The sequence below is a fragment of the Priestia sp. FW507-14D1A genome, assembly GCF_058781295.1.
On sequence record NZ_JBYSWQ010000009.1, the window covers coordinates 37,532 to 61,760 of the forward strand.

General features: G+C 37.9%; 24 protein-coding genes and 2 riboswitches. Of the genes, 7 read left to right on the forward strand and 17 right to left on the reverse strand.

What is annotated here, in order from left to right:
* Positions 1–45: 45 nt before the first annotated feature.
* The 5 genes from AC3WJG_RS23475 to AC3WJG_RS23495 all read right to left on the reverse strand — a co-directional run bounded on the left by AC3WJG_RS23475 (position 46) and on the right by AC3WJG_RS23495 (position 4,602).
* On the reverse strand, positions 46–573 hold the full coding sequence (locus AC3WJG_RS23475; protein ID WP_337134620.1) for a GNAT family N-acetyltransferase: 528 nt from the start codon (positions 571–573) through the stop codon (positions 46–48).
* A 71-nt stretch (positions 574–644) separates the two neighbouring features.
* Positions 645–2,186 carry a nickel ABC transporter substrate-binding protein gene (gene nikA / locus AC3WJG_RS23480; protein ID WP_337134619.1) on the reverse strand — a complete coding sequence of 514 codons (1,542 nt, stop codon included), beginning with the start codon at positions 2,184–2,186 and terminating at the stop codon, positions 645–647.
* Positions 2,187–2,329: 143 nt separating this feature from the next.
* Positions 2,330–2,520: riboswitch (cobalamin riboswitch) on the reverse strand.
* Positions 2,521–2,522: 2 nt separating this feature from the next.
* Positions 2,523–3,527, reverse strand: a complete 1,005-nt coding sequence (gene ftsZ, locus AC3WJG_RS23485; protein ID WP_013055240.1) for a cell division protein FtsZ — start codon at positions 3,525–3,527, stop codon at positions 2,523–2,525.
* 359 nt (positions 3,528–3,886) lie between these two features.
* A complete protein-coding gene (locus AC3WJG_RS23490; RefSeq protein WP_013055239.1) occupies positions 3,887–4,276 on the reverse strand; it encodes a tautomerase family protein in 390 nt (129 codons plus the stop codon).
* A 167-nt stretch (positions 4,277–4,443) separates the two neighbouring features.
* Positions 4,444–4,602 (reverse strand): hypothetical protein, encoded by a 159-nt coding sequence (locus AC3WJG_RS23495; protein ID WP_014461742.1) that lies wholly within the window; start codon positions 4,600–4,602, stop codon positions 4,444–4,446.
* 260 nt (positions 4,603–4,862) lie between these two features.
* Here AC3WJG_RS23495 and AC3WJG_RS23500 point away from each other — a divergent pair, with 260 nt between their 5' ends.
* A complete protein-coding gene (locus AC3WJG_RS23500; protein ID WP_337134618.1) occupies positions 4,863–5,816 on the forward strand; it encodes a TRM11 family SAM-dependent methyltransferase in 954 nt (317 codons plus the stop codon).
* A 36-nt stretch (positions 5,817–5,852) separates the two neighbouring features.
* Here AC3WJG_RS23500 and rluF read toward each other — a convergent pair whose 3' ends face one another.
* The gene (rluF, locus tag AC3WJG_RS23505) at positions 5,853–6,560 is read right to left on the reverse strand and encodes a 23S rRNA pseudouridine(2604) synthase RluF (RefSeq protein WP_025601719.1); all 708 of its coding nucleotides are present in this window, start codon (positions 6,558–6,560) and stop codon (positions 5,853–5,855) included.
* A 339-nt stretch (positions 6,561–6,899) separates the two neighbouring features.
* Here rluF and AC3WJG_RS23510 point away from each other — a divergent pair, with 339 nt between their 5' ends.
* Together AC3WJG_RS23510 and AC3WJG_RS23515 are read left to right on the forward strand one after the other, a co-directional pair.
* The gene (locus AC3WJG_RS23510; protein ID WP_034276671.1) at positions 6,900–7,475 is read left to right on the forward strand and encodes a TetR/AcrR family transcriptional regulator; all 576 of its coding nucleotides are present in this window, start codon (positions 6,900–6,902) and stop codon (positions 7,473–7,475) included.
* A gap of 21 nt (positions 7,476–7,496) precedes the next feature.
* Positions 7,497–8,933 (forward strand): DHA2 family efflux MFS transporter permease subunit, encoded by a 1,437-nt coding sequence (locus tag AC3WJG_RS23515; RefSeq protein ID WP_336063980.1) that lies wholly within the window; start codon positions 7,497–7,499, stop codon positions 8,931–8,933.
* Between the two features lie 56 nt (positions 8,934–8,989).
* Here the strand turns inward: AC3WJG_RS23515 and AC3WJG_RS23520 are convergent, their stop codons facing one another.
* The 4 genes from AC3WJG_RS23520 to AC3WJG_RS23535 form a co-directional block, all read right to left on the reverse strand.
* Positions 8,990–9,337 carry a hypothetical protein gene (locus AC3WJG_RS23520; RefSeq protein ID WP_336063979.1) on the reverse strand — a complete coding sequence of 116 codons (348 nt, stop codon included), beginning with the start codon at positions 9,335–9,337 and terminating at the stop codon, positions 8,990–8,992.
* A gap of 27 nt (positions 9,338–9,364) precedes the next feature.
* Positions 9,365–9,610 (reverse strand): hypothetical protein, encoded by a 246-nt coding sequence (locus tag AC3WJG_RS23525; RefSeq protein WP_028410224.1) that lies wholly within the window; start codon positions 9,608–9,610, stop codon positions 9,365–9,367.
* A 71-nt stretch (positions 9,611–9,681) separates the two neighbouring features.
* On the reverse strand, positions 9,682–10,131 hold the full coding sequence (locus AC3WJG_RS23530; protein ID WP_098250143.1) for a hypothetical protein: 450 nt from the start codon (positions 10,129–10,131) through the stop codon (positions 9,682–9,684).
* Positions 10,132–10,567: 436 nt separating this feature from the next.
* Positions 10,568–11,056, reverse strand: coding sequence for a QueT transporter family protein (locus AC3WJG_RS23535; RefSeq protein WP_098433048.1), 489 nt, complete (start codon positions 11,054–11,056; stop codon positions 10,568–10,570).
* A gap of 9 nt (positions 11,057–11,065) precedes the next feature.
* Positions 11,066–11,110, reverse strand: a riboswitch (PreQ1 riboswitch).
* A gap of 196 nt (positions 11,111–11,306) precedes the next feature.
* Between AC3WJG_RS23535 and AC3WJG_RS23540 the strand changes: the two genes are divergently transcribed.
* The 3 genes from AC3WJG_RS23540 to AC3WJG_RS23550 all read left to right on the forward strand — a co-directional run bounded on the left by AC3WJG_RS23540 (position 11,307) and on the right by AC3WJG_RS23550 (position 13,534).
* Positions 11,307–11,717: an Lrp/AsnC family transcriptional regulator gene (locus AC3WJG_RS23540; protein WP_028410222.1), complete on the forward strand. Its 411-nt coding sequence runs from the start codon at positions 11,307–11,309 to the stop codon at positions 11,715–11,717.
* Between the two features lie 383 nt (positions 11,718–12,100).
* The gene (locus tag AC3WJG_RS23545) at positions 12,101–12,967 is read left to right on the forward strand and encodes a YitT family protein (RefSeq protein WP_013081605.1); all 867 of its coding nucleotides are present in this window, start codon (positions 12,101–12,103) and stop codon (positions 12,965–12,967) included.
* A 348-nt stretch (positions 12,968–13,315) separates the two neighbouring features.
* Positions 13,316–13,534, forward strand: coding sequence for a hypothetical protein (locus tag AC3WJG_RS23550; protein WP_013055227.1), 219 nt, complete (start codon positions 13,316–13,318; stop codon positions 13,532–13,534).
* 256 nt (positions 13,535–13,790) lie between these two features.
* On the opposite strand, the gene AC3WJG_RS23555 is transcribed toward AC3WJG_RS23550, so the two are convergent.
* From AC3WJG_RS23555 to iolG, 7 genes are all read right to left on the reverse strand, one after another.
* The gene (locus tag AC3WJG_RS23555; protein ID WP_337134617.1) at positions 13,791–14,579 is read right to left on the reverse strand and encodes a 5-deoxy-glucuronate isomerase; all 789 of its coding nucleotides are present in this window, start codon (positions 14,577–14,579) and stop codon (positions 13,791–13,793) included.
* A 133-nt stretch (positions 14,580–14,712) separates the two neighbouring features.
* Positions 14,713–15,738, reverse strand: a complete 1,026-nt coding sequence (locus AC3WJG_RS23560) for a LacI family DNA-binding transcriptional regulator (RefSeq protein WP_098433047.1) — start codon at positions 15,736–15,738, stop codon at positions 14,713–14,715.
* A gap of 60 nt (positions 15,739–15,798) precedes the next feature.
* A complete protein-coding gene (iolE, locus tag AC3WJG_RS23565; protein WP_025753031.1) occupies positions 15,799–16,695 on the reverse strand; it encodes a myo-inosose-2 dehydratase in 897 nt (298 codons plus the stop codon).
* An 84-nt stretch (positions 16,696–16,779) separates the two neighbouring features.
* Positions 16,780–18,714 carry a 3D-(3,5/4)-trihydroxycyclohexane-1,2-dione acylhydrolase (decyclizing) gene (gene iolD, locus AC3WJG_RS23570; RefSeq protein ID WP_098334672.1) on the reverse strand — a complete coding sequence of 645 codons (1,935 nt, stop codon included), beginning with the start codon at positions 18,712–18,714 and terminating at the stop codon, positions 16,780–16,782.
* A 112-nt stretch (positions 18,715–18,826) separates the two neighbouring features.
* Positions 18,827–20,284: a CoA-acylating methylmalonate-semialdehyde dehydrogenase gene (locus tag AC3WJG_RS23575; RefSeq protein ID WP_337134615.1), complete on the reverse strand. Its 1,458-nt coding sequence runs from the start codon at positions 20,282–20,284 to the stop codon at positions 18,827–18,829.
* A gap of 85 nt (positions 20,285–20,369) precedes the next feature.
* Positions 20,370–21,377: a 5-dehydro-2-deoxygluconokinase gene (gene iolC / locus AC3WJG_RS23580; protein WP_098433046.1), complete on the reverse strand. Its 1,008-nt coding sequence runs from the start codon at positions 21,375–21,377 to the stop codon at positions 20,370–20,372.
* A gap of 76 nt (positions 21,378–21,453) precedes the next feature.
* Positions 21,454–22,476 carry an inositol 2-dehydrogenase gene (gene iolG / locus AC3WJG_RS23585; RefSeq protein WP_102813477.1) on the reverse strand — a complete coding sequence of 341 codons (1,023 nt, stop codon included), beginning with the start codon at positions 22,474–22,476 and terminating at the stop codon, positions 21,454–21,456.
* A 429-nt stretch (positions 22,477–22,905) separates the two neighbouring features.
* Between iolG and AC3WJG_RS23590 the strand changes: the two genes are divergently transcribed.
* Complete coding sequence (locus tag AC3WJG_RS23590) at positions 22,906–24,186, forward strand: MFS transporter (protein ID WP_098579375.1); 1,281 nt, start codon at positions 22,906–22,908, stop codon at positions 24,184–24,186.
* Positions 24,187–24,229: the final 43 nt, after the last annotated feature.

Here is a 24,229-nt window from a genome sequence, read left to right on the forward strand (position 1 = left end):
CATGAGCTCTTATCTAGATTCTATGGTAATTACTGTATAATATCGTTACATTACGACCGGTTGTATTTTTCTGTCCATGTGCAGCGTATTCCATGGCTCATCCTGTTCAGCAAGCCTTTCGATAAAATCTTGTGAAGTCCAGAATGGAATAGCCCCCGGTAAAAAAGGATGAGTATGCAGATACAACGTGTCATAAAAATGACTTTGAGCAAATTGTTCCACTGCCTTTAACAGCTGCTGTCCAATGCCTAGACGCCGGTATGCTGGATCGACATAGCATTTTACAATCTCGGCTGCAGTTTTATGTTCATATCGCTTTTTTAATGCATGAAACCTTCCATCGTAAGCGTATAAACCAATTGTTCCAATTACTTGTTGATTTTCCGTGACAGCTGCAAAAAAAGCAGCGCCTTTCGCTTGAACATAATATTTATTAAAATGAAGCAAATCCACAGGAAGCTGATTTTTTTCCATCATAAGAAATAGCTCATTCCGCATATTCATGACAAACTGAATCACTTCCGCATCCTTTTCTTTTACTTCTTTAATTTGATACGTTTGTACTTCTTGCACGTTTACTGTCACATCCTTTTATCTATCATTGTATACTTTCTCGTTTTCCTATAGGAACAACACAATATTGACTATGGCGTTACGTCTAAATGCTGAGTCAGCATATAATACTCGCTTGGATTTGTGGTCCAGTTTTTCACTTTTTGATTATAAGCAACAACAATGTTTGGATGTACAATCGATGACGTCAGCATTTCCTCATTAATCAAAGCGGTTGCTTGCTTAGCTAACTGATCTCGCTTTGCGTCATCTACTGTTGAATTTAACTGTTCTATCATTTTTGTTAGCTTATCGTCATCAATCCGGCTGGCATTTAAACCACCGCCCGGCAAATAGTTCGTACTTAAATAATAGCTTGCATCTCCTCTAGGTGCAGTGATAAGACTGTACAGTGCTAAATCCCAATCGTCTTTTGCCATTACATATTCATCGCTGTCCTCAACGAGATGAATCTTAATAGTAATTCCTAACTCTTTGGCATTAGACTGTATAAGCTGAGCAATCAAAGGAAGTTCTGGTAGAGAGCTGTATGTGACAAGAGAGAGCGATAGTGGCTTTCCATTTTTCATTGGTTTGTCATTTTTGATTTGATAGCCTGCTTTCTCTAAATATTTTTTAGCAGATGGCATACCTCTTTGCTCATTAGCATTATTATCAGCAAAAGGAAATTGAGGTAAAAATGGACCTCGAGCTGCTGCCGCTTGATTGTTCATGATGCTGCTGACAATTTCTTTTCGGTTCAGTAAGGTATCGATAGCTTTTCTTACATTTTCGTCTTTTAATGCGTCATTGGTTTGATTATAAAGTAATAAATGTGTACGCACACTGGGTACTCCACTTACCTTAAAAGACGGATCTGTTTGTAAAGTGCCCAAACTTTCTAAAGGCGGGCGATAAATAATATCGGCTGTTCCGGACTGAAGAGCCGCAACGCGCGCATTAGCATCTTCGTTAAATGCAAAGATCGCATTTTTTAATTTTACTTTCCCATTCCAATAATGTTCATATCTTTCTAACTTCACTTGATTTCCTTGATCGAAAGTCAAAACTTGAAATGGACCTGTGCCAATAGGCTTCTTAGCTATATTAGAAACATCAACATCTATAATAGCTGTGTTTGGATGTACTAACTCAGAAGGAAATTTAGGCATTGGTTCTTTTAATGTAATTGTCAGCGCATGACCGTTCGCTTTCATTTCTTTAATATTTAAAGCGTTTTTCATCGCATAACTTTGATCTATCGTTCTTTGAAGAGAAGACTTAACGGCATTTGCATCTAGCGCTTTACCATTTTGAAACGTAATATTCTTTCTTATCGTAAATGTCCACGTAAGACCGTTATCTTCCGTTTTCCACTTTTCAGCAAGCCAGGGCTTTATTTTTAAATCATTGCTGATTTTAACAAGCGTCTCCCCTACTCCCGCACGAACTGCTGTATAATTATCATCCGTATGAGGATCAAGCGTTGCAGATGTAAAATTAAATAAAAACGTCACACTTTTATCCGTTTTCTTTTTTTCTTTTATACTTATGCTCTCTTCATTAGGAACACAAGCAGTGAGGCAAAGTAACACAAGAAATATCATAGATACGAGTTTTTTATTATTTATCATTGATTTTTCCACCTTCTATTTTAATACACAAAAAAAGCACTTCTAAAAAGAAGTGCTTGTCTTCAATACAAATTCAGATAAACGTATCCCTTGTTTATCTTATTTTTGATTCTGCCAAAACACCTCCCTATCCTCGTAGGTTATTGTGTGCTGCGATTTATGGCAGGTCTCCTGGCTTCAAGTCATTGCCTTATACCGCCTTCCCGTCTCTAAATAGACAGTGGCTTTTTGACATAAGGCTCCTTGTTACAGTGGCGGGACCGCTCCGGATTTGCACCGGATTCCCTTTTAAGGCAATTGAAAAACAATTGCCACCATAAAAGCTGGTTATTTAATTTAGTAGCGTGCTCTTGAAACTCTAGAAGTAGAAGCTGATGGTGAAACATCTTCATCATCAAATCCAGTGGCAATAACGGTTACCATCATTTCGTCCTTTAAATCTTCATTAATCACGGACCCAAAAATCATATTTAAGTCCTGATCAGAAGCAGACGTGACAATATCTGCTGCTTCCTGTACTTCGTAAAGACTCAAGCTGCTGCCGCTCGTAATGTTCAACAGCACGCCTCTTGCTCCATCAATCGATGCATCTAGCAGCGGACTAGAAATCGCTTTTTTCGCCGCTTCAATTGCCCGGTCTGATCCAGAAGCTCGTCCGATACCCATAAGCGCAAATCCTTGATTAGACATGATTGTTTTTACATCAGCAAAGTCAAGGTTAATCAGCCCCGGAACAGCGATTAAATCTGAAATACCTTGAATACCTTGGCGAAGAACATTATCTGCTTCACGGAATGCTTCAAGCATAGGCGTCTTTTTATCGACAATTTCAAGCAAGCGGTCGTTTGGAATCACAATAAGGGTATCTACCGATTCATTCATCGCAGTAATACCGCCTACTGCTTGCTTCGTACGTTTATTTCCTTCAAACTTGAATGGGCGAGTGACTACTCCAATTGTTAAAGCATTTAGTTCACGGGCAATTTGGGCAATAACCGGGGCTGCTCCAGTACCGGTTCCTCCACCCATGCCAGCTGTTACGAATACCATGTCTGCGCCTTGCAGTACTTCTTGAATTTGTTCTCTGCTTTCTTCGGCTGCTTCTCTTCCCACTTCTGGATTAGCTCCTGCACCTAATCCTCGCGTTAATGCAGCACCAATCTGCATTTTTACATCTGCTTTAGATAAGTTAAGCGCCTGAGCATCCGTATTAACGGCAATAAATTCTACTCCTTGTACACCGTGTTCAATCATACGGTTAACGGTGTTATTTCCTCCACCGCCGACTCCAATTACTTTAATTCGCACTAGTGGCGATACATCTGCATCAAATCCAAACATTCTAAGTTCCTCCTCAATGATCAAAATTACTTTCTCTTCTTATCCGAAAAAACACGTGAAGAACCTTTTACTCCTATGTTTAACGCGTAACTGTTCTTTTGTTTTACAGATTTTATACATTTCTCTTTTAACCTTTAAATCTTTACATCTTTATGTAAATTTATTGTTGTTCTAAAATTAGTACGCCGAACTCTTTTATGGCTTTTCCACTCAAAACGGCATATAAGCTTATTGTATCATTCATTTGACAGATGTCTGTATTTAATTTTGAGTAAGATGTGACTAAGAGAATAATATTTTTAGATACAAAATGAGAAAAAGCCCTTAGAAATAAGGGCTTCTCTAGATAATAAACCGTTTTATAATTTCCCAGTTAAGAATTGAGCCTCTCCCATGCCAAAGCTCCAGTCAGCATTACCGTTTTCAACAATCGAAATCATAATGTCGTTTGGCTGAATGCCGCAGCTCTCTCCAAGCTCTTTTACAATTAATCTGTAAAGAGCTTGCTTTTGCTCTTCTGTTCGCTGTTTACTCGTTACACTTATAATAACCAAATCCTTGCTTCTCTCAAAGCCAAGACCTGTATCTTCAATAATCATTTCATGAGCAGGATGCTGATGTACAATTTGATAACGGTCTCGCTCCGGGACGCCAAAGGCTTCTAGCATCGCTCGGTGAGCAGCGTCTAGTAATGTTTTTAACTCTTTTTCATCTCTTCCTTCTATTACATCAAATCTAAGTAATGGCATACTAAGTAACCTCCAGCTTTTTGTCTAATATATTATTGCCTCATCATATCACAACTATCATTTGTAAAAAAAAGATATGCTATTCACAATGTGCTCTCTAGTGAAAGAGACCTCAAATGCTTCAATAAAAGCTGAACCTAACAAAAAGAAATGAGCAGCATAACGGCTCATTTCATTAGTATAAAAACATTTATAATAAGAGCTAAAATACATACAGATACAATGGCAATGAGTACGTTCATCACAAGGTTTTGCGAGGATGTTTTGGCTTGTTTTTTCATATCAGCCCGACTCATCTGTTGCTTTTCATGATCACTTTTAGACATCACGTAGCCTCTCCTATTCATCAAAATGTCAGCAGTGTGTAAATGATTTTTGAGAAACCTTGATCCAGTTCTTTTGTATAGACAGCAGCACATGCAGGTTATCACCAGTTATTTTAGCATGTTTTGTCAAATAAGTGGACTATGTAGCGCTTCAATTTATTATTCACAGCCAAATATATTTAAATTCGTTGCTTTTCTCTTCTTTTCTCGCTATTGTTTGAGAAGAAGGATAATTAGATACGATAAAGGATGATACGATATTGAATAACCATACGCAGCTGCCTCAGTATATCTACACATACGCATGCAGCGAAGAGGAACTCTCACTATGTCAATTAGAGAGACGCTCTCTTTTTGAAATTGAAACTGAGAAACCTATCATAAAAAGTGCTGTTAAACTTGATCCAAGCAGAAGCCCTTTTATCAAAGAGCGATTAGATATTATGTATGAATCAGATGACCTTGCAGATATTTGTAAGCAAGTAGAAGATATTGACCTCGGAGACAAAACATTTAAACTCATTTTTATGAAAATTAATGACTTGGAAAAAGATCAAAAAATAAGTTATAAAGGTCAGCGTGCTATTGAACGTGATGTGGGTTGGCATTTTGTAGCAGAAGCAGACTTGCATAACCCTCACCATTTGTTTGGCATTGTTCCATTTGAAGGACGCTGGTATTTTGGGAAATATCAAAAAAGCGAAGCCATATGGCTGCATCATTTGAAGAAACCGCGTGAATACTCTACAGCACTCAGTACCCGCCTTGCAAGAGCTGTAGCTAACATTGCCGTTCCAAACCCCGAAGGAATCAAAGCGATTGATCCATGCTGCGGTATTGGTACAGTCCTTGTAGAAGCCCTTTCAATGGGTATTAATATTGTAGGACGCGATATCAATCCACTTGTGACCGACGGATCTCGTGAAAATATTGCGCATTTCGGCTTAAGCGGTGATGTCAAAACTGGACCGATTTCAGATGTTACAACTCACTATGATGTAGCTATCATCGACATGCCTTACAATCTCTACACCCACGCGACGCCTGAAGATCAGCTTTCTATTTTAAAACACGCTCGCCGCTTTACGGATAAAGTAGTCGTGATTACAGTAGATACGATTGACCATATGATTCATGAAGCCGGCTTTTCTATTTCAGATCGCTGCGTGGCGCGCAAAAGCGTATTTTCTAGACAAGTAGTTGTATGCGAATAAAAAAGACACCAGTCTAACAGGCTGGTGTCTTTTGATTTACCACTCTTTAGGTTCATAGTCTAATTCTTTGAATAGCTGCGTACGCTCTTTTTTCGTTAAATCTCTCCATTGCCCAACAGGTAAGTTGTTTAAATGGATATTCATAATACGCGTGCGCTGAAGGCGGTACACTTCATATCCGAGCACTTCACACATACGGCGAATTTGACGATTTAAACCCTGTGTTAAAATAATTTGAAACTCATACTTAGACAGCTGTGTCACTTCACAAGGAAGCGTTTTTGTGCCTAAAATTTTCACTCCCTCAGACATGTTTTTGATAAACTCTGGTGTAATTGGCTTATCTACTGCCACAATATATTCTTTTTCATGCTTGTTTTCTGCACGTAAAATTTCATTAATAATATCGCCGTCATTTGTAAGTAAAATTAAGCCGTCTGAATCCTTATCAAGTCGTCCAACGTGGTGAATACGCAAAGGGTGATTGACTAAATCAATGATGTTTCCCTTTACTTTTTTTTCACTCGTACTTGTAATGCCGACTGGTTTATTAAGCGCAATATATACATTATTTCGAGCAATCCGAAGCTGTTGGCCGCTTACTCGAATATCATCGCCAGGCTTAACTTGATCTCCGACTTTTGCAACCTTTCCATTAACGGTTACTCTTCCTTCACTAATTAACTTATCTGCCCCGCGTCTTGACGCCTTTCCAGATTCGCTAATAAATTTATTCAGTCTCAGGTGAATCACAACCTTACATTTAAAAATTTTAAAATTTGTCTCTTCTATTAGAAACAGACATATGCCAATTTCTATACCGTCCCTATCGTAACATGCTATACGCTTCTCGTCTTCTTTTAATTTCATTACTTAATCATATTTTTTTAACAGTAATAGAAGTATAGGTCCAAAATACTTTGTAACCTTATTCTTAACATTTCAATCAATGCTTACACCTGTGAATCTTGCATCAATCTTCACTTATATACAAGACCTCAACGTCTGGATTGACTGATCAGTATAGAGTTGCTACCATTATACTGACCGATCAACTAGTAATTATATTAGGGAGCTGTTTTGATGGAACCAACCAATTCAAAAGAAAAGATTTTAAGCGCAGCTGCTAAACTTTTTCGCAAAAAAGGCTATCACGCCACCAGTCTAAGTCAAATTACAAAAGAAAGCAGCGCTCCGAGAGGATCTATTTATTATTATTTTCCGGACGGAAAACAACAGTTAGCAAAAGAAGCTATTCAAAAAACAGGAGAAAGAGTCAAAGCTTATATCGAAAAATCCCTCGCTTCTCATGAAGATGCCGCGTCAGCTATTCAATATCATATAAAGCTGATGGCTGATCGAATGTTTGAACAAGTGGAAAATGAAGCGGATATCTCTCTCGCTGCTATGTCGAGTGAAGTATGGTCATCAAACGAAACGCTTCGTATGGCCTGTGAAGCCGTGTATAACGAGTGGGAGCAAGTTTATGCAAATAAGTTAGTTTGTTCAGGCTATGAGCAAGAGGAAGCAAGACAGCTAGGTTCAGCTATACAGTCTTGGATTGAAGGGGCTTATACTCTTTCATTAACTAAAAATAGTACAGTCCCTATGCAAATAGCAGCTGACCAAATTGGCAAGCTGTTTGCAAACAAAAATTAATTTAGTAAAAGGAGGTCACTTATGACACAAACAGAAGAAAAAATGAGTACACAAAGTAAGCTTATCCTTTTCATTTTGATTCTAGGGAATTTTTTATGCTTAATTAGTGAAACGGTAATGAACGTGGCCTTGCCAAGTATCATTTCAGATTTTCACATTAGAACGAGCTCAGCTCAGTGGTTAACTACCGGATATATGCTTGTAATCGGCATCTCTGTTCCGGTGTCTGCTTTCTTAATTCAACGATTCACATTAAGACAGCTGTTTGTGACGGCTATGAGCTTTTACTTAATTGGGTCCTTCATTGGATTTATCACTCCATGGTTTTCTCTGCTTTTTGCGGGCCGTATGATTCAAGCATTAGGGACAGGCATTATTTTACCTCTTGTGATGAGCACAATGTTAACACTCGTGCCTGTTAGCAAACGCGGCACCGTAATGGGGATTTTTAGCGTAGCTATTTTATTTGCACCGGCAATAGGACCGGTTCTTTCAGGATTAATTATTCAATATTATTCGTGGCAAATTATATTTCTAGGTCTTTTAATTGCAGCGGCGCTTATTTTCCTATTTGCTCTCTTTAAGCTCAGTAACGTTTCTGAAACATCTAGACCAACAATTCATATGCCATCTGTGATTCTTTCTACAATTGGGTTTGGAGGAGTTGTTTATGGATTTAGCGCAGCTGGTGAAGAGACGGGATGGAGTAATCCTATCGTATGGCTTACGCTCATAATTGGCGTCATAGCTCTTGCTTTATTTGTCAGACAGCAAAGCAAGCTGAATTCTCCTATGATTAATATGAAGCCTTTTAGATCGTCTGTGTTTTCAAGATCGATTTTCTTAATGTTTCTTATTATGATGATTCAGTTTTCAATGATGTTAATTTTGCCGCTATACTTCCAAACGGCTGCGGGACTGTCTCCTTTGCAAACAGGGTTTCTTATGCTTCCTGGCGGCGTAACGCTGGCTCTAACAGCTATGGTGGGAGGACGTTTGTTTGACAAAATCGGATTTAAACCGCTGCTTTTAACGGGCTTAGTCCTTTTAACAATTATCTTAAGTTTGTTCACTACTATTTCAAGCGGAACAAGCACGACGACTGCAGCCATCTTATACGCAGCCTTTACAATTGGCGTAGGTTTAAGCATCGGTCCCGTGATGACGCTTGCTTTAAATCAAGTGCCAAAACCGCTTCATGCCCACGGTTCAGCTATTTCAAATACGATTAACCAAGTTTCAGGCGCGATTGGACCCGCTTTGTATACAAGTATTATGACCATGGCTTCTCAGCACTTTATTCAACAATCAAACGAAACGAATAAAACGCTGTTACAAATAAAAAGTATGACAAGCGGGGTTCATACCGTCTATTATGTAGCCATCGCTTTTGCCGTCGTTTCGTTCTTGCTCGCTCTTACGTTAAAGAAAAGAGATCAGCATCTTGAAACACAATAAATAAGAAACTGATAAGAGCTGCTCACTGGTTGAGCAGCTCTTGTTACATGCAGAATTTATATTACAAATGTAAAAGCAATCATAGATACTATTAAAACAAGGATAACAATACTTTTCTTTTTTTCTGTCTTCCATGCTTCAACAGCGCCCACGATACCACCAATAGCTAAAATAAAAGTACCTATAACGTGGAGAGGCAGCAGAGATAATACTCTACCTAAACTCGCCATCACTCCTCCAATCAATATAAATCCTGTTGTTACAATAGATTTTAAAGATATTAAGTCTCGTATCGCTTCTTTTTTTTCAGTTTTACTCAGTTTAAAGTACTCTATTATACTAAAAACAGCGGGTGATCCCCATAAAATAAAAAAGCTAATCAATCTATCCGTGTCTACACTCACTGTTCATTCACCGCCTTTATCAATCCCTTATGCACTTTTCCTAACGCGTTTTTTAGAAATAAAAAAAGCGGCTGTAGCTGCTAAAACGGGAATTACAAAAGCAAAGCTAGGTAAATGACTGCCAAATATTACTTTACTTGATAAACCTTCAATTGAATTCCACATATCCGCGCTTTCTGGAACATACAAAAGCGTAAGAATCATGCCTGATAGCAGTTGAAAGCTACCTAGCAACACAATGAAGCTAATGATAAATAGTCCATATCTCTTCAATGAAATCTCCCCCTTGGTTTATATACGATTTCACACCTTTCAAGTTCCACTATTTAACAAAAAACTTTCCATTACTCTTGCTTTAAGGATCCTCCAAAAGAAAATTGATGGTAGTCATCAAGCTTATTCCAATACCCTATGCACTTTACGTCAGGCTCATCAATAGCTAACGCTTCTTTATTGGTTCCTTTATAAGGAAGAAATGCCGTTAACTTTACCTTTTGTTTTGGCTTGATATTTAATTTATTTCCTTCTGCTAACACCTTAAATTTATTATCAGAATAACCGTTTTTCATTTTTAAAGGATAGGATAAAAATACATTGTTTTGTTTAATGGTCAAATCGCTCTTGTTTACCAATTCCATTTCATATGAAATTCCTTGCTTCATTTTTTGTTCTTTGATTACGTTAATACTTATCTTTTCTAGTTCTCTTAAAGGAACGTTGTCTTCTTCTTTTGAACAGCCGGCAAATAAGGTGGCTAACGCTAATAAAACAAGAATTGCTAACTTTCTATTCAAAAAATAATCCCCTCTCTAGTAACAAAGGTTATTTTACAATTATAACTCAAAAAAGTTATTTAATGGTAAAAAATACAATTAAAAAAGCAAACCGTCATCGGTCTGCTTTTTTAATTGCTACGCATAGGTAATGTGTTGTTGAGCGAAAAACTTTTCGATAAGGAGTTTGCCAACTATATGTATATCGTAACAAAAGAAAAAAGAATGTGCTGTGAGATTTGTCACTCCTTCTTTCAAAATAATCTAACCGGATACTTCCTATTGCCTTACGCAAAAAGAGCAGATCGCAAACGCGACCTGCTCTTTTCACATGCTAGATATGGGTAATTTGTCCATGCGTGAAAAGCTCTTCAATAATAAGGGGTTTATCACTACACTTATAGAATAACAAAGAAAAAAAGATGTGGCTGTGAGATTTATCACAGCCACATCTTTCTTATCCAACTAGCTTATTAAATCGTACACGTTTATTAATTGCTGCCATAATTGGTGCTCCAACAAGCATAACAACAAACTCACCAACGGCTGTTGTTAGCCAGGTAAAGAAAAATGGCAAGTCAAATGCTAGGTGCAGCTCAAAAGCAATAATAAACATCGTAAATGTAAACACAAGTGTATTCATAAGCATACGAGCCCACATATTTTTAATGTAGCGCATAGAAAAAATGGTAATGAGTAATGATAGGACAGACTGTCCTACCCCAAACACCAGGTCATAAGCGACCATTGGTGAAAAAAACAAGTTCGTCAGAAATACCCCTAGTACAATGCCGTACACGTACTTTTTATTAAATACAATCAAATGATTGAACATTTCCGATATACGAAATTGGATATTGGTGAAGCCAAACGGCTGAATTAGCATGCTGACAGCAATATACATAGCAGCTAAAAGACCGTTGACGCAAAGTGTTCTTATATTCATCTTACTATTCTCTCCTTAGTTTTTTAACGTGGGATGGTTACGAACCACGTAAACACTCAAAGAATCATACAGCAAGCTTAAGCTTTCGTCAATCTAGCTGTTTACAAACTACTGCTGCTTTCTATATCTTGCATATTGACTGCTCTTTTTTCTGACTTTCCTTTAGTATAAAATAGAAGACGTATCAGTATACATAGGTGACATCAAGTAGTTAACCCTTTTGATTTGAAATACGAAAGGATTTGTAGCGATGTTGGATAATACAGATAAGCGCATACTAGAAGAACTATCAAAAAACGGACGTATGAAGATGAAGGAATTAGGAGAAAAAGTGCATTTAACCGGACAAGCGGCTTCTGCTAGAGTATTAAAGTTAGAAGATGAAGGCATTATCAAAGGCTATACAATTAACATTGATGAACGAACACTCGGCTACACCATCCATGCATTTTTAAATATCTATACGCAGAGCATTCATCATCACCCCTACCTTACATTTTTAGAAAGTCAACAGGAGCACGTTATCAACAACTTTAAAATCAGCGGCGATGGCTGCTACTTACTAGAATGCAAATTTCATTCAACTGAAGAACTAAATGATTTTTTGACAGAGCTAAATCAGCATGTGAATTACAAACTTTCAATCGTCATTAACAAATAAATTTTTTAAAAAAATAAAGGTATATTAATTTATGAAAATGGTAATCCTAATAACGTATTCCCCCTATTCCAATAAATTTGAAAATCCTTTGCACCATCGCAAAGGATTCTTTTTTTTATGTAGGAAACCGCCTTCTATTTTTTGAAAAGTTGAACATCTCTCATAGCGTTGACATAGCGGTCAGAGGTTTATATAATCGGTGACATCGAAGCATAGAAAAGCCGGATCAAGACCTATACACGTATCGTAATTCTTCGTCTTAGAAGTTGATCAGTTTTATAACTAGACAATTTCTAAGACGTTTTTTATTTTATCATTTGTGAAACACTAGTAAAAACAAGATTACACATGAAAATATCCTAATAATCAAGGAGGTTTGCATATTGAAAACAATCTATAAAGACATCATCTTAATTATTGTTGGCGCACTTTTAGTTGCTGCATCCATTGATTTCTTCGTCATTCCAAATAAATTAGGTGACGGAAGTACAGTTGGTATTGCTCTTGTTTTATATTATTTATTTCATATCCCTACAAGTATCAGCACATTTCTTGTAAACCTTATATTTATTGCCTTAGCCTATAAATTTCTAACCAAAAAAACGATTCTTTATACGATTCTAGGAGCCGTCATGACGTCTGTTTTCCTCGGTCTAGTCAGCTATATTCCTTTTCACGTTCACGACATGATTTTAGGAATTGTATTCGGCGCCTTACTAATGGGAACAGGACTGGCTCTCATTTTTATAGCGGATGGATCGACTGGTGGAACAACTCTTTTAGCTTATTTATTAAACTACACAAAAGGCTATAATATTTCTAAAAGCATGTTCTACATGGACAGTGTCATTATTTTAGCATCAGTTTTCGCTATTGGCGTCAATAACATGCTCTATACTTTTATATTCGTCTATCTTTGTGCCAAAATCGTAGATGTCGTTATCGAAGGTTTCCACAACAAAAAAGCAATGACGATTATGTCCGATCAATACAAAGACATAGCGCAAGTCATCACCAGTGAATTTGGAAATGCAGCCACCATCTTTTATGGATATGGCTACTACGCCAACAAAGATAAACGCATTATCTACGTTGTTATTAAAAAGAACGAGCTATTAAAAATTAAAAAGAAAATCCAGCAAATTGACCCGAATTCTTTTATTGTCATCCACGAAGTAAAAGAAGTTGTCGGCGGGAAATTTGGATTTATCGGTAATTCGCCTCATGAAACAAAAGCCGCTGCTAAATAAAAAATCCACCTCTTGGTGGATTTTTTTATGAAAAAACCGTTAAGAAAAATGAAAAGATACCTGCTAAAAAGTAAACCGACCCTAACGCAATTGCTCCTGTAACGACCGTAAATACACTTAATCCGATAGCCATCTTCATTTTCATCCACATCCCTTTTTAGATTAGTAGTATAAGTATGTCCAAGAATAGAAGATTTATAACTATGCCACCCTATTTATTTCATATATAGATGCAACAATTGTCTATTCAAGGTGTTCTAAAACTACCTCTAGCGACATAATGTATAGGAAGGATTTCATATACACATCTTTGTATCACACATATCATATGAAATTAGGTGAGATAAAATGGTGGCTGTTCACTTTTTTGAAAACAGAAAGCTTCTATTAAGCCAGCTGAGGGAAAACATTCCTTCTACGGGTGATGATTTAAAGATTAAAGGACGAAAAGGAACCGTCGTGCTTGTGAATGACATCGATGAAAAAAATGTTCACGTGGAAGTTGCTTTAGAAAAAGTAGTGAAAAAGAACTTAGCATTAGATAACGCTAAAAAGAAAAGGAGATAAGCGGCTTACGCTTATCTCCTTTTCTTTTTAATTTATATACGAATCGTCTTTATCTGTTGCTTCCGTTTCCAAAAAAAAAGAGACTCCTAAAAAGGAATCTGCAGCAAAGAGCGATATCATCGCCTGAATATTAATACAAGCTATACTTTAACATATAAAAACATATTTTACAAAAATAAACTATTATTTTACGCATAATTATTTTTCATTCGAGGTTTTTCGACATTTGAGACCCATTTCGTATAAAGATCTTTATTTATTTCTCAGGCCAAATTTTTGCATCCGGCTCTAATAACCACTTATGCTCTTCTTCCATAATACGGTCTGTCCACGGATTATTGTCGAGATGGCGAATCATCCAGCAGAAGTACATTGCATACCCAGGAGCCGTTGCTTGAGGATGATCCAATTCACCAGGAATTGTAATAAAACTATTATCAACTACACGGTACGCATCTTCTCCAACCATTGCGCACCCAAATCCTTGTGGCTTGTCAAAACGATAGTAATACACTTCGGGCTGGTCATGATGATGAGGCGGATAACTCGACCATCTTCCTGGATAAGAAATAACTTCTCCAATAACAAGGTTAGAGTAAGGAGTGTTATTGTAGTCAAAAATTGTTCGGATTACACGCTGAGCAGTACCTTCCCATACTCCTTCACCAGCCACTGTGTTTTGACAATCTTCGGGCGTGTATAATTTTGATGAAAATTCTTTTTCATTATCCGTTTTTTGAACTAGTACTTCACTATCGGCAAGCCCGGTAATTTTGACCTCCACATTTTTTGAAACGTGCAAACACCAAGGCTCTTCTTCAAATAGGGACTGGCGCTGAATTTCTTTCGAATGGCCTTCCCACTCTAGCTTTACCTTTCCTTCTAGTAAAAGAATAGCCGTTTCACTGCTGCTGTCTAGTAAAGTTTCCTCTTTTCCTTGGGACATTTTATAAATCCCAATATCCATCAGCATATCTTTGTGCTGACCGGTCATTTCTGTAAGTACGTTGTATCCTTTATTTAATTCACCTAATTTACCTAACATGCTTGAATTCCTCCTTTATGTAGTAGCGCGATAAGAATTTACTAATTACTTATTTTTCTTCATAGACTCTCTAAATTCTTTTAAATATGTGACTATGAGGATTTTTTATTAACGGCAATATTCTTGATTGTGTTCAATTATTTATAGATGCTGTGGCTTCCTTTCGTAACGGAGCCGTTGATTTCCGAACAATCAATTTTGGCTCAAGAAGCAAATGTTCTTTATGCATCGCTGGATATTTCATTTCTCTAACCAGCAAATCCACTACGTTTACAGCCATTTCTTTTGTCGGCTGTGCTACTGTCGTCAACATGGGCGTAATGGTAGTAGAAAGAACCGTATTATCAAAGCCAATCACTGATAAGTCTTGCGGTACATCAATTTTGAATTCTTTTGCAGCTTGGATAACTCCAATAGCCAGTAAATCGTTACAAGCAAAAATAGCCGTCACTTTCTCCTTCATTGAAAAAATTTGCTTAGCACTTTCATATCCTTTTTGAATACTTGCTTCGGTCGTAATAACGTGCTGAGGCGGCACGATGATTCCATTTTCTTGCATAACGGCTCGAAAAGCATCTAAACGGGCGTGATTGCTTTTTGCATTTTCTGTAATAATCGCAATTTTTTTATGATGCAAAGACAGCAAATAATCAGTCGCTAAATAGCTCCCTTTGTAGTCATCCACTGTCACTGTATTAACGGATATGTGAGGAATTTCTGAAGCAATAACGCTAATAGGTATATCTTGCTTAAGCATATTTTTTAAAAGATTAGCATTGCGAAAAGCAGAAGCTACAATTAAACCGTCGATTCTCTGACGTATTAACAGCGATAGATACTTTTTCTCTTTTTCCGCATCGTTATCGGTATTGCACATTACAACATGGAAACCTCGCTCATGACTTCGGTCTTCTATGCTTCTTGCCAAATCGGCAAAAAAAGGGTTGGAGATGTCAGGTACGAGAAGCCCAATCGTTTTAGTGGGTTTTCCTGTTAAAGCAGATGCTACGACGCTTGGATGGTAATTCAACTGCGCCATAACCTCAATTACTCTTTGTCTTGTTCTTTCACTAATATGACCGGTTTGATTGATGACTTTTGATACCGTAGAAATTGATACACCTGCTTCTTCAGCCACACTATAAATGGTTGGCTTCATTTCCTCTCCTCCTTTCCTTTCATAAACACATAAAAGGCGTAAAATCTTTTACAATGGAAATTAAAGACCGCTTTTTTCTTTAATAAAGTTTCTTGCTTTTAACGCATATTCAAAAGGATTAGCAAGAGCTGGATCCTGTTCTGCTTCTACGACAAACCATCCGTTATAATCCGAAGTGGCAAGCGTAGTAAATACTTCATCAAATTCAATAGCTCCATCACCTGGAACAGTAAAGGCTCCTTCTTTTACCGCTTGCAAGAAACTTAGGTCTTGTTCTTTGACTCGATCAACTACTTCTTGACGAATATCCTTTAAATGAACATGCTTAATACGATGCAGATATTTTTTTAAGATATAAAGAGGTTCTTCTCCTGAAAAGACAAGATGACCGGTATCAAATAGCAGCGAAACAAGCTCCGGATTGGTAAGCTCCATTAGCTGCTCAATTTCTTCTGTTGTTTGTACACCTGTTCCCATATGGTGATGATAGACAATATGCATATCTTTTTCTCGTGCCAGTTTCCCAAGATGGTGCAGGCCTTCTGCAAGTCTGCTCCACTCTGTTGGCGTGAACACAGGCTTTTCTTTAAATAAAGGAACATCCATCAGCCCTTGAATGCTGTGCCCTTGTTCAGACACAACAATTACTTTTGCTCCCATTTCGTATAAAAAATCGCGATGTTCAATAAACGGCGTTACCGTTTCTTCCAGCGGCTTTGTTGTTAAAAATGTACTGAACCACGCACTTGCAATTTCCAAATTCCGAAGCGATAATGCCTTTTTTAAGATTGAAACATTTCGCGGATATTTGTTTCCGACCTCACTTCCTCTAAAACCGGTTAAAGCCATCTCACTGATACACTGTTCGAATGTATTTTCAGCTCCCAGTTCAGGCATATCATCATTTGTCCAAGCAATTGGAGCAATCCCCAGTTTGACCGTATTCTCCTTGAACATCTCTTCCTCTCCCTTATATGAAATTGAAACCTCTTTTATATTTATCGAATGTTTCTCTTCAACAACCTCATTTTCTCCTGCTCCTTAATAAACTCTTGCCATTTCAAGGTTTTTCACCTTATCTTCATAAGCTTCCTGTACATGCTGATTTTTAGATACCTCTGCCACTCCTACATGCCACCATGATTCATAACCGTTCGTCATAGTTTTTGGCAGCACTTTAATATCAATTAGCGTAGAAACCTCTTGTTTTTGTGCATCTTCTATCGCCGTTTTTAATTCTTCAAGAGAACTTACGCGATACGTTTTTACACCGTAGCCTGCGGCGCTGGCTGCAAAATCAATTTTCATTACGTTTCCGTTTAGTTTTCCTGTTTCATCGTTTCGATAACGAAACTCTGTGCCAAAGCTCCCCATACCGTTTGACATTTGAAGGTTATTAATGCACCCGAAGCCGGAGTTATCAAACAGTAAAATGTTTATCTTTTTTCTTTCTTGAAGGCTTGTAATAAGCTCTGAATGAAGCATTTGATAGCTTCCATCTCCAACCATCGCATATACTTCTTTCGCTGGTTCTGCCAGCTTAACTCCAAGTGCGCCTGATACTTCATATCCCATACATGAATATCCATATTCCATATGATAGGTATTAGGTTTATTAGACTTCCACATTCGCTGTAAGTCTCCTGGGAGACTTCCTGCTGCACCAACAATGATGGAGTTGTCATCAAGGAGCTTATTCACCTTTCCAATTACTTCTGTTTGCGTTAATTGAGTACCAAGTGATTCTACATATTCAGCTAAGCTTTCATCTAAATGACCTTGTATTTCCGGAACAAAATCTGCACCAGTAAAACGTATGCTATGCAGACGCTCTAATTCTGTATCCCATGCGTCTTTAGCACTTGTAATTTCTGTTGTATAAACAGACTGATAGCCAATTGATTTCAGCTCTTCCCTAAGAGCAAGCAACCCTTCTTTTGCATCAGCTACAAGTTTCACGGCATCAAGTTTATTTGCATGAAATTCAGACGTATTAATGGTAAGAAATTGCACGTTGGGATGTTGAAAAAGCTGTTTAGATGCTGTTGTAAAATCAGTAAATCGAGTGCCTACTCCAATTACTAAATCTGCTTCTTTAGCAATTGTATTAGCAGCTGAGTTCCCTGTTACACCTATTCCGCCTAGATTATAGCGATAGTCACTTTCAACGGCACTTTTCCCTGCTTGAGTTTCTCCAAATGGAATATGGAACTCACTAGCAAATTGCTTTAACTCTTTTGCAGCTTCTGAATACCGAACGCCTCCTCCGCAAATGATGATTGGCTTTTTCTTTGTTTTCATTAATTGAATTGCATCTGCTAGACTGTCCCTAGTCGGAAGGCGGCGCTCAATGCGGTGAACGCGCTTTTGGAAGAAATAAGCTGGAAAATCCCATGCTTCTCCCTGCACATCTTGAGGCAAACAAATAGTTACAGCTCCCGTATCTGCAGGATTCGTTAACACACGTATCGCATTAATCATAGCTGTCATCAATTGTTCAGGGCGGCTTACGCGATCCCAGTACTTACTCACTGGTCGAAAAGCATCGTTTGTAGAAATAGATAAATCATATGACTGTTCAATTTGCTGCAAAACGGGATCCGGCTGTCTAGTTGCAAATACATCACCAGGAAGCAGCAAAATTGGAATATTATTAGCTGAAGCAGTGGCTGCCGTTGTAACCATATTTGCTGAACCTGGCCCCACTGAAGATGTGCAAGCCATAATTTGCTTTCGATGTTTTTGTTTTGCAAAAGCCATCGCTGCATTCGCCATTCCTTGTTCATTACGTCCCTGATATACATCTAGATTTCCTGGATCTTCTTCCAAAGCTTGCCCAAGACCTACCACATTTCCGTGCCCGAAAATTGTAAAAATCCCTTTAATAAACTGATGCTGCTTTCCATCAAATTCAACATACTGCTGATTTAAAAACTTCACTAATGCTTGTGCCGTCGTCATTCTAACCGTTTCCATGCTTCTTTCTCCCTTCTAGTACTAGATTGTGATTTTAAAAAAGGAAGCATAAGGAATATCTTTAATTCCTGGTACTTCCTTTTAAAATGAGATGCGATTTTTAATGAATTACTTACCAGCGCGTTGTTACCATTTTCTTTCTTGTATAAAACTCCACGCCGTCCGTACCGTTTGCATGAAGATCACCATAAAAAGAATCTTTCCAGCCAGAGAATGGGAAGAATGCCATAGGTGCCGGTACCCCTACATTTACTCCTAACATACCAGATTCAATATTTTCACGGAACTCACGTACACTTGCGCCGCTATCTGTATAAATACAAGCACCGTTTGCAAATCGAGAGTTATTAGCTACTTCAATAGCTTCTTCTAATGTTTTCACACGTACAATGGACAGCACAGGTGCAAAAATTTCATCTTCCCAAATTTTCATTTCTTGCGTAACATGATCAAAAATCGTTGGTCCGACAAAGTAGCCATTGCCATTTACTGCTGCATCTGTGCGACCGTCACGAATAAGCTTTGCTCCTTCTTGCACGCCTAATTCAATATAGCTGAGCGTACGCTCTTTATGATTTTCACGAATAACTGGTCCTAAGAAGACATTTTCTTCTAAGCCGTCGCCAATTACAATATCATTTGCTTCCTCTACTAATCTTTCAATTAGCTGATCCGCAATTTCTTCTTGTACAGTAACAACAGATGCTGCCATACAACGTTCACCTGCTGAACCAAAAGCGGCTCCGATAATTTGTTTTGTTGCTATGTTCAAATCTGCATCCCTTAATACAATTGAATGGTTTTTAGCACCGGCTAAAGCTTGAACACGCTTTAAGTTTTCCGTACCTTTTTTGTACACGTACTCAGCTACAGGCTGGGAACCTACAAACGAAATAGCTTTCACTAACTTATGTTCAAGAAGACCGTTTACCACATCATGCGCGCCGTTTACAATGTTTAATACACCTTTTGGCAAACCAGCTTCTTCAAATAATTCTACTAATCTTGCAGCTAAAAGCGGCGTACGCTCAGAAGGCTTTAACACAAATGTATTGCCGCAAGCGATTGCAAGCGGGAACATCCAGCAAGGAACCATCATTGGGAAATTAAACGGCGTAATTCCCCCAATTACACCAATTGGGTAGCGGTACATGCCAGACTCAATGTCTGTTGCAATATCAGGAAGCTGTTTCCCCATCATTAACGTAGGAGCACCCGCCGCAAATTCTACACATTCAATACCACGCTGCACTTCCCCTCGCGCTTCGTTAAAGCTTTTTCCGTTTTCAACCGTCACTAACTTTGCTAATTCATCCCAGTTATCTACTAATAGCTGCTGATACTTGAATAAAATTCGTGCACGTTTAGGCACAGCTGTTTTTGCCCAACCTTTGAACGCTTCATTTGCTGCTTGCACCGCTTGATCTACGTCTTCTTTTGTAGAAAGAGGTACCTGTGCGATTAATTCACCTGTCGCTGGGTTATACACAGGTTCCGTTTTTGATGTAGCTGATTCAATCCATTGTCCACCAATATAGTTTTTTACTGTTTTTACTGCTGTCTGTGTCATAGAATATCTCTCCCTTTATCTAATTTTAATAAGCTGCTATTCCTTTAATCTCTCAAGCAATCTCTCAAGATTTTTCCTTTGTTTATTAAGCTTCCTGCAAAACTTCCGTTGCTGTCTCCATAAAGTTGAAGAGCTCACCGCTTGTCGGCATAGCATCTGAACAGCTGTGTTTTGAAATGACAATCGAAGCGGAGGCACCCCCCAATCGCATTGCCTGTGGAATTTCCAGCCCTTGCATCAATCCGTAAATAAAGGCTGAAGCATAGGAATCACCAGCGCCAAACGTTTTCAGAACTTTTGTTTTAAATATTCCTCCGCGGTGAGACTTACCATCTCTTGTATAGGCAATAGACCCTTCTCCACCGTGCTTAATCACGACGATTTGAGCATGGTGAGAAAACCAGCGCTCTGCTGTTACTTGATCATTAGATTCTTTATAATTTAAAAGTTTTTCCATCATGTCAAACTCTTCTCGCGTACCAATAATTACATCTGATTTTTCAGCGGCTAAATTAAAATAGACTGCCGTTTCAGCTTCCGATTCCCATGTATATGGACGATAGTCGATATCAAAAAACACTACAACTTCATGCTTGCGTGCGTGTTCTAGTGCTAAAAACACTGCTTCACGAGAAGGACTTTGCGCAAGAGCCGTTCCAGATATTAAAAGTGCCTTTGACTGTTTGATATATTCTTCGGATACTTCTGTAGGACTTAGCTTTAAATCCGCTACGTTATCACGATACATTAAGATGCTGCAATCTGTAGGGCTCTTGATTTCTGTAAAAGCAAGCCCCGTTACGGCCCCCGTTTTATCAACAACAATGCTATCTGTATTAATCTTATTTTTTTGCAGATAATCCGTAATGAAGCGTCCCATTTGATCATCTGATACTTTTCCGATAAAACCGGTTTTTAAGCCTAGCCTTGCTGCTCCAATCGCAATATTAGCCGGAGAGCCTCCTACATATTTAGTAAATGTTTTAGTCTCTTCCATTGGACGCTGTGTTTCATTTGCATTTAAATCAATGCATAAACGGCCAACAGCGATGAAATCTAACCCACGATTTTCTTTAAAAACAAGCGGATTCATCTTTATTCCTCCTTAGTTAAGCGCTTTCCTAAAAGGGTAGAAAGACCAACTTCTTTCATCCCCACGTTTACCGTCATTAATTCACTGCGTATTTTTTATGTTCAATCTTCACTGGCTGCCCGGATAGTAAAGATTCTTTTGCTGCTTTAGCAATTCGTTCTGCTTGTAACCCATCGTTCCCTGTACAAATAACGCTTTGTTTTTCCATAATTGCTCTTGCAAACTGTGTCACTTCTGCTATGTACGCTTGTGTATAGCGCTCAAGAAAGAAATACAGCGGCTTCTCTTTGACTACACTTTCGCCTGTTGATATTTCTACTGTAGTAGGACGGCAATTGTCAGCAGCAGCTGCACCTTTTTCACCAAAAACTTCAAGGCGCTGATCGTAACCGTAGACAGCTTGACGACTGTTATCGATTACACCTAAAGCTCCATTTGCAAATTTTAATGATACAATTGCCGTATCTATATCCCCTGCTTCTTCAATAGCAGGATCGATGAGCGTCGTGCCGTAAGCCGATACTTCAATTACTTCACTGTCCATTACATAACGAGCCATATCAAAATCATGAATCATCATATCCATGAACAATCCTCCTGAAGCGCGAACGTATTCCGGACTCGGAGGCTGAGGATCTCTGGAGGTGATTTTTAAAATGTGCGGCTGTCCTACTTCTCCTTGTTGTACAAGATCATGCACTTTTTTAAAGTTGGGATCAAAGCGTCGGTTAAAGCCAACTTGAAGCTGCACTCCATGTTCTTTTACTACTTCTAACGCTTCGATTGTTTCTTCTACCGAAAAACTAACGGGCTTTTCACAGAAAATATGCTTTTTCGCTCGAGCTGCTTCTTTAATAATCGATGCGTGCGTATTCGTTGGCGAACAAATGAAGACGGCATCAATTTCTGGATCAGCTAATAAATCTTGATAATTTGTTGTTAACGTCGAAATTTCTTTACTTGCAGCCCATTCATGTAAATGATCTACTACCACATCTGAAACCGCTTTAATTTTTATTTGCGGCATTAATTTTAAATTATCAACGTGTAATTTCCCTATGCGTCCAGCACCAATTATTCCAATTGTAAGAATCCCCATCTTATTTTCCCCTTTAATTAAAAGTTAAGAAAACATTCGCTCAAACCTCTATATAGGTTAAGCGCTTTCCTGATTCCAATTATACATAACGTTTTCTGAAATGCAAACATTTTTTATAGATTATTTAGAATATTTGTTTTTTAACAATCTGAATGCATACTATAAAAAACTATTTTTATTTTTTATCTATTTATCGATGAAACATAAAGAAATTCTCTATATTTAAGTATTTTTATCATGAATTCATTGATTATTGCCTTACGCACTAATATTTTTATGATTAAAATAATTTAATTGAAAATTATATATATTTAAAATTTTAATTGACGTTCAAAAAATGTAAGCGTATACTTTTTATCAAATAGATTAAGCGCTTAACCAAATTAGTTTGATGTTTTACACAAAATAATCGATCTGGTGGTGTGGAAAATGAATGAATTTATTTCCAGAAAAACGGCTTTAGACAGGATTGGGATCCCTTCTCATTTAACGTGGGGATACATAGGTATTATTGTTTTTATGATTGGCGATGGTTTAGAACAAGGATGGTTATCTCCTTATCTTGTAGAACAAGGTTTAACCATTGAACATGCTGCTTTACTGTTTACTGTTTACGGCATTACGGTCTCTGTTTCTTCCTGGTTCTCCGGCGTACTGGTTCAGCTGTGGGGTCCTAGAAAAGCAATGGCATTCGGCTTGATATCCTTTATTATTGGTTCCATTGGATTTATAGGTTTAGGACTTCATATTATGAATTACACAATTATACTAATTTGTTATGCCCTTAGAGGATTTGGTTACCCTTTATTTGCTTACTCGTTCTTGGTCTGGGTGTCTTACCGCACGCCCCAGGAAATGCTTTCAAAAGCAGTAGGCTGGTTTTGGTTTGTCTTCCAGCTTGGATTAAGCGTAATTGGAGCCTTTTACTCAAGTTATATGGTTCCAAAAATTGGCGAAATCGCTACCTTATGGAGTGGTTTACTTTTTGTTTTGATCGGTGGAATCTTTTCGATTATTATGAATAAAGACAAGTTTACCGTACAAAAAGTAAACGATAATAAAACAAAAGAATTAATGAAAGGGATTACAATTGCATTTGAGAACCCTAAAGTAGGGATTGGCGGCATCGTAAAGATTATTAACTCTGCTGCTCAATTTGGATTTGTTGTTTTCTTGCCAACATATATGATGAAACATGATTTTACGATGAGTGAATGGTTGCAAATCTGGGGTACATTGTTTTTTGTGAATATGGCTTTTAATATTATTTTTGGTATTGTTGGAGATAAGTTTGGCTGGGTAAATACCATCAAATGGTTTGGCGGAGTTGGATGCGGAATTGTAACACTTGCTCTCTACTATGTACCGCAATTCGTCGGACATAATTATTGGGTAATGATGATTGTAGCATGCTGTTACGGTGCAACACTAGCAGGTTATGTTCCTCTTACAGCGTTAGTGCCTTCTTTAGCTCCGGAGAATAAGGGAGCTGCAATGTCTGTGTTGAACTTAGGATCTGGACTTTCTGCTTTTGTAGGTCCTTTAATTGTAACCGTTTTTATTGGTCTTTTGGGCACGGGCGGCGTAATTTGGATCTTTGCTTGCTTATACTTCTTTGGTGCTTTTCTAACTGGTTTCCTTACGATTCCAACAGAGACAACTATTAAAGGCGAAACAATAAACGAAGTCAAAAGTCCGGTCTCTCTATAAATATGCTTAAGAAGAAAAAGCTGCAGGTGTCTCAACACCTGCA

Bases quoted from the DNA above. Each gene is read 5' to 3' on its own strand.
- nikA (WP_337134619.1), bottom strand. From the start codon at position 2,186: ATGATAAATAATAAAAAACTCGTATCTATGATATTTCTTGTGTTACTT.
- ftsZ (WP_013055240.1), bottom strand. From the start codon at position 3,527: ATGTTTGGATTTGATGCAGATGTATCGCCACTAGTGCGAATTAAAGTA.
- AC3WJG_RS23490 (WP_013055239.1), bottom strand. From the start codon at position 4,276: ATGCCATTACTTAGATTTGATGTAATAGAAGGAAGAGATGAAAAAGAG.
- AC3WJG_RS23495 (WP_014461742.1), bottom strand. From the start codon at position 4,602: ATGTCTAAAAGTGATCATGAAAAGCAACAGATGAGTCGGGCTGATATG.
- AC3WJG_RS23510 (WP_034276671.1), top strand. From the start codon at position 6,900: ATGGAACCAACCAATTCAAAAGAAAAGATTTTAAGCGCAGCTGCTAAA.
- AC3WJG_RS23515 (WP_336063980.1), top strand. From the start codon at position 7,497: ATGACACAAACAGAAGAAAAAATGAGTACACAAAGTAAGCTTATCCTT.
- AC3WJG_RS23535 (WP_098433048.1), bottom strand. From the start codon at position 11,056: ATGAATATAAGAACACTTTGCGTCAACGGTCTTTTAGCTGCTATGTAT.
- AC3WJG_RS23540 (WP_028410222.1), top strand. From the start codon at position 11,307: ATGTTGGATAATACAGATAAGCGCATACTAGAAGAACTATCAAAAAAC.
- AC3WJG_RS23550 (WP_013055227.1), top strand. From the start codon at position 13,316: ATGGTGGCTGTTCACTTTTTTGAAAACAGAAAGCTTCTATTAAGCCAG.
- AC3WJG_RS23555 (WP_337134617.1), bottom strand. From the start codon at position 14,579: ATGTTAGGTAAATTAGGTGAATTAAATAAAGGATACAACGTACTTACA.
- AC3WJG_RS23560 (WP_098433047.1), bottom strand. From the start codon at position 15,738: ATGAAGCCAACCATTTATAGTGTGGCTGAAGAAGCAGGTGTATCAATT.
- iolE (WP_025753031.1), bottom strand. From the start codon at position 16,695: ATGTTCAAGGAGAATACGGTCAAACTGGGGATTGCTCCAATTGCTTGG.
- iolD (WP_098334672.1), bottom strand. From the start codon at position 18,714: ATGGAAACGGTTAGAATGACGACGGCACAAGCATTAGTGAAGTTTTTA.
- AC3WJG_RS23575 (WP_337134615.1), bottom strand. From the start codon at position 20,284: ATGACACAGACAGCAGTAAAAACAGTAAAAAACTATATTGGTGGACAA.
- iolC (WP_098433046.1), bottom strand. From the start codon at position 21,377: ATGAATCCGCTTGTTTTTAAAGAAAATCGTGGGTTAGATTTCATCGCT.
- iolG (WP_102813477.1), bottom strand. From the start codon at position 22,476: ATGGGGATTCTTACAATTGGAATAATTGGTGCTGGACGCATAGGGAAA.
- AC3WJG_RS23590 (WP_098579375.1), top strand. From the start codon at position 22,906: ATGAATGAATTTATTTCCAGAAAAACGGCTTTAGACAGGATTGGGATC.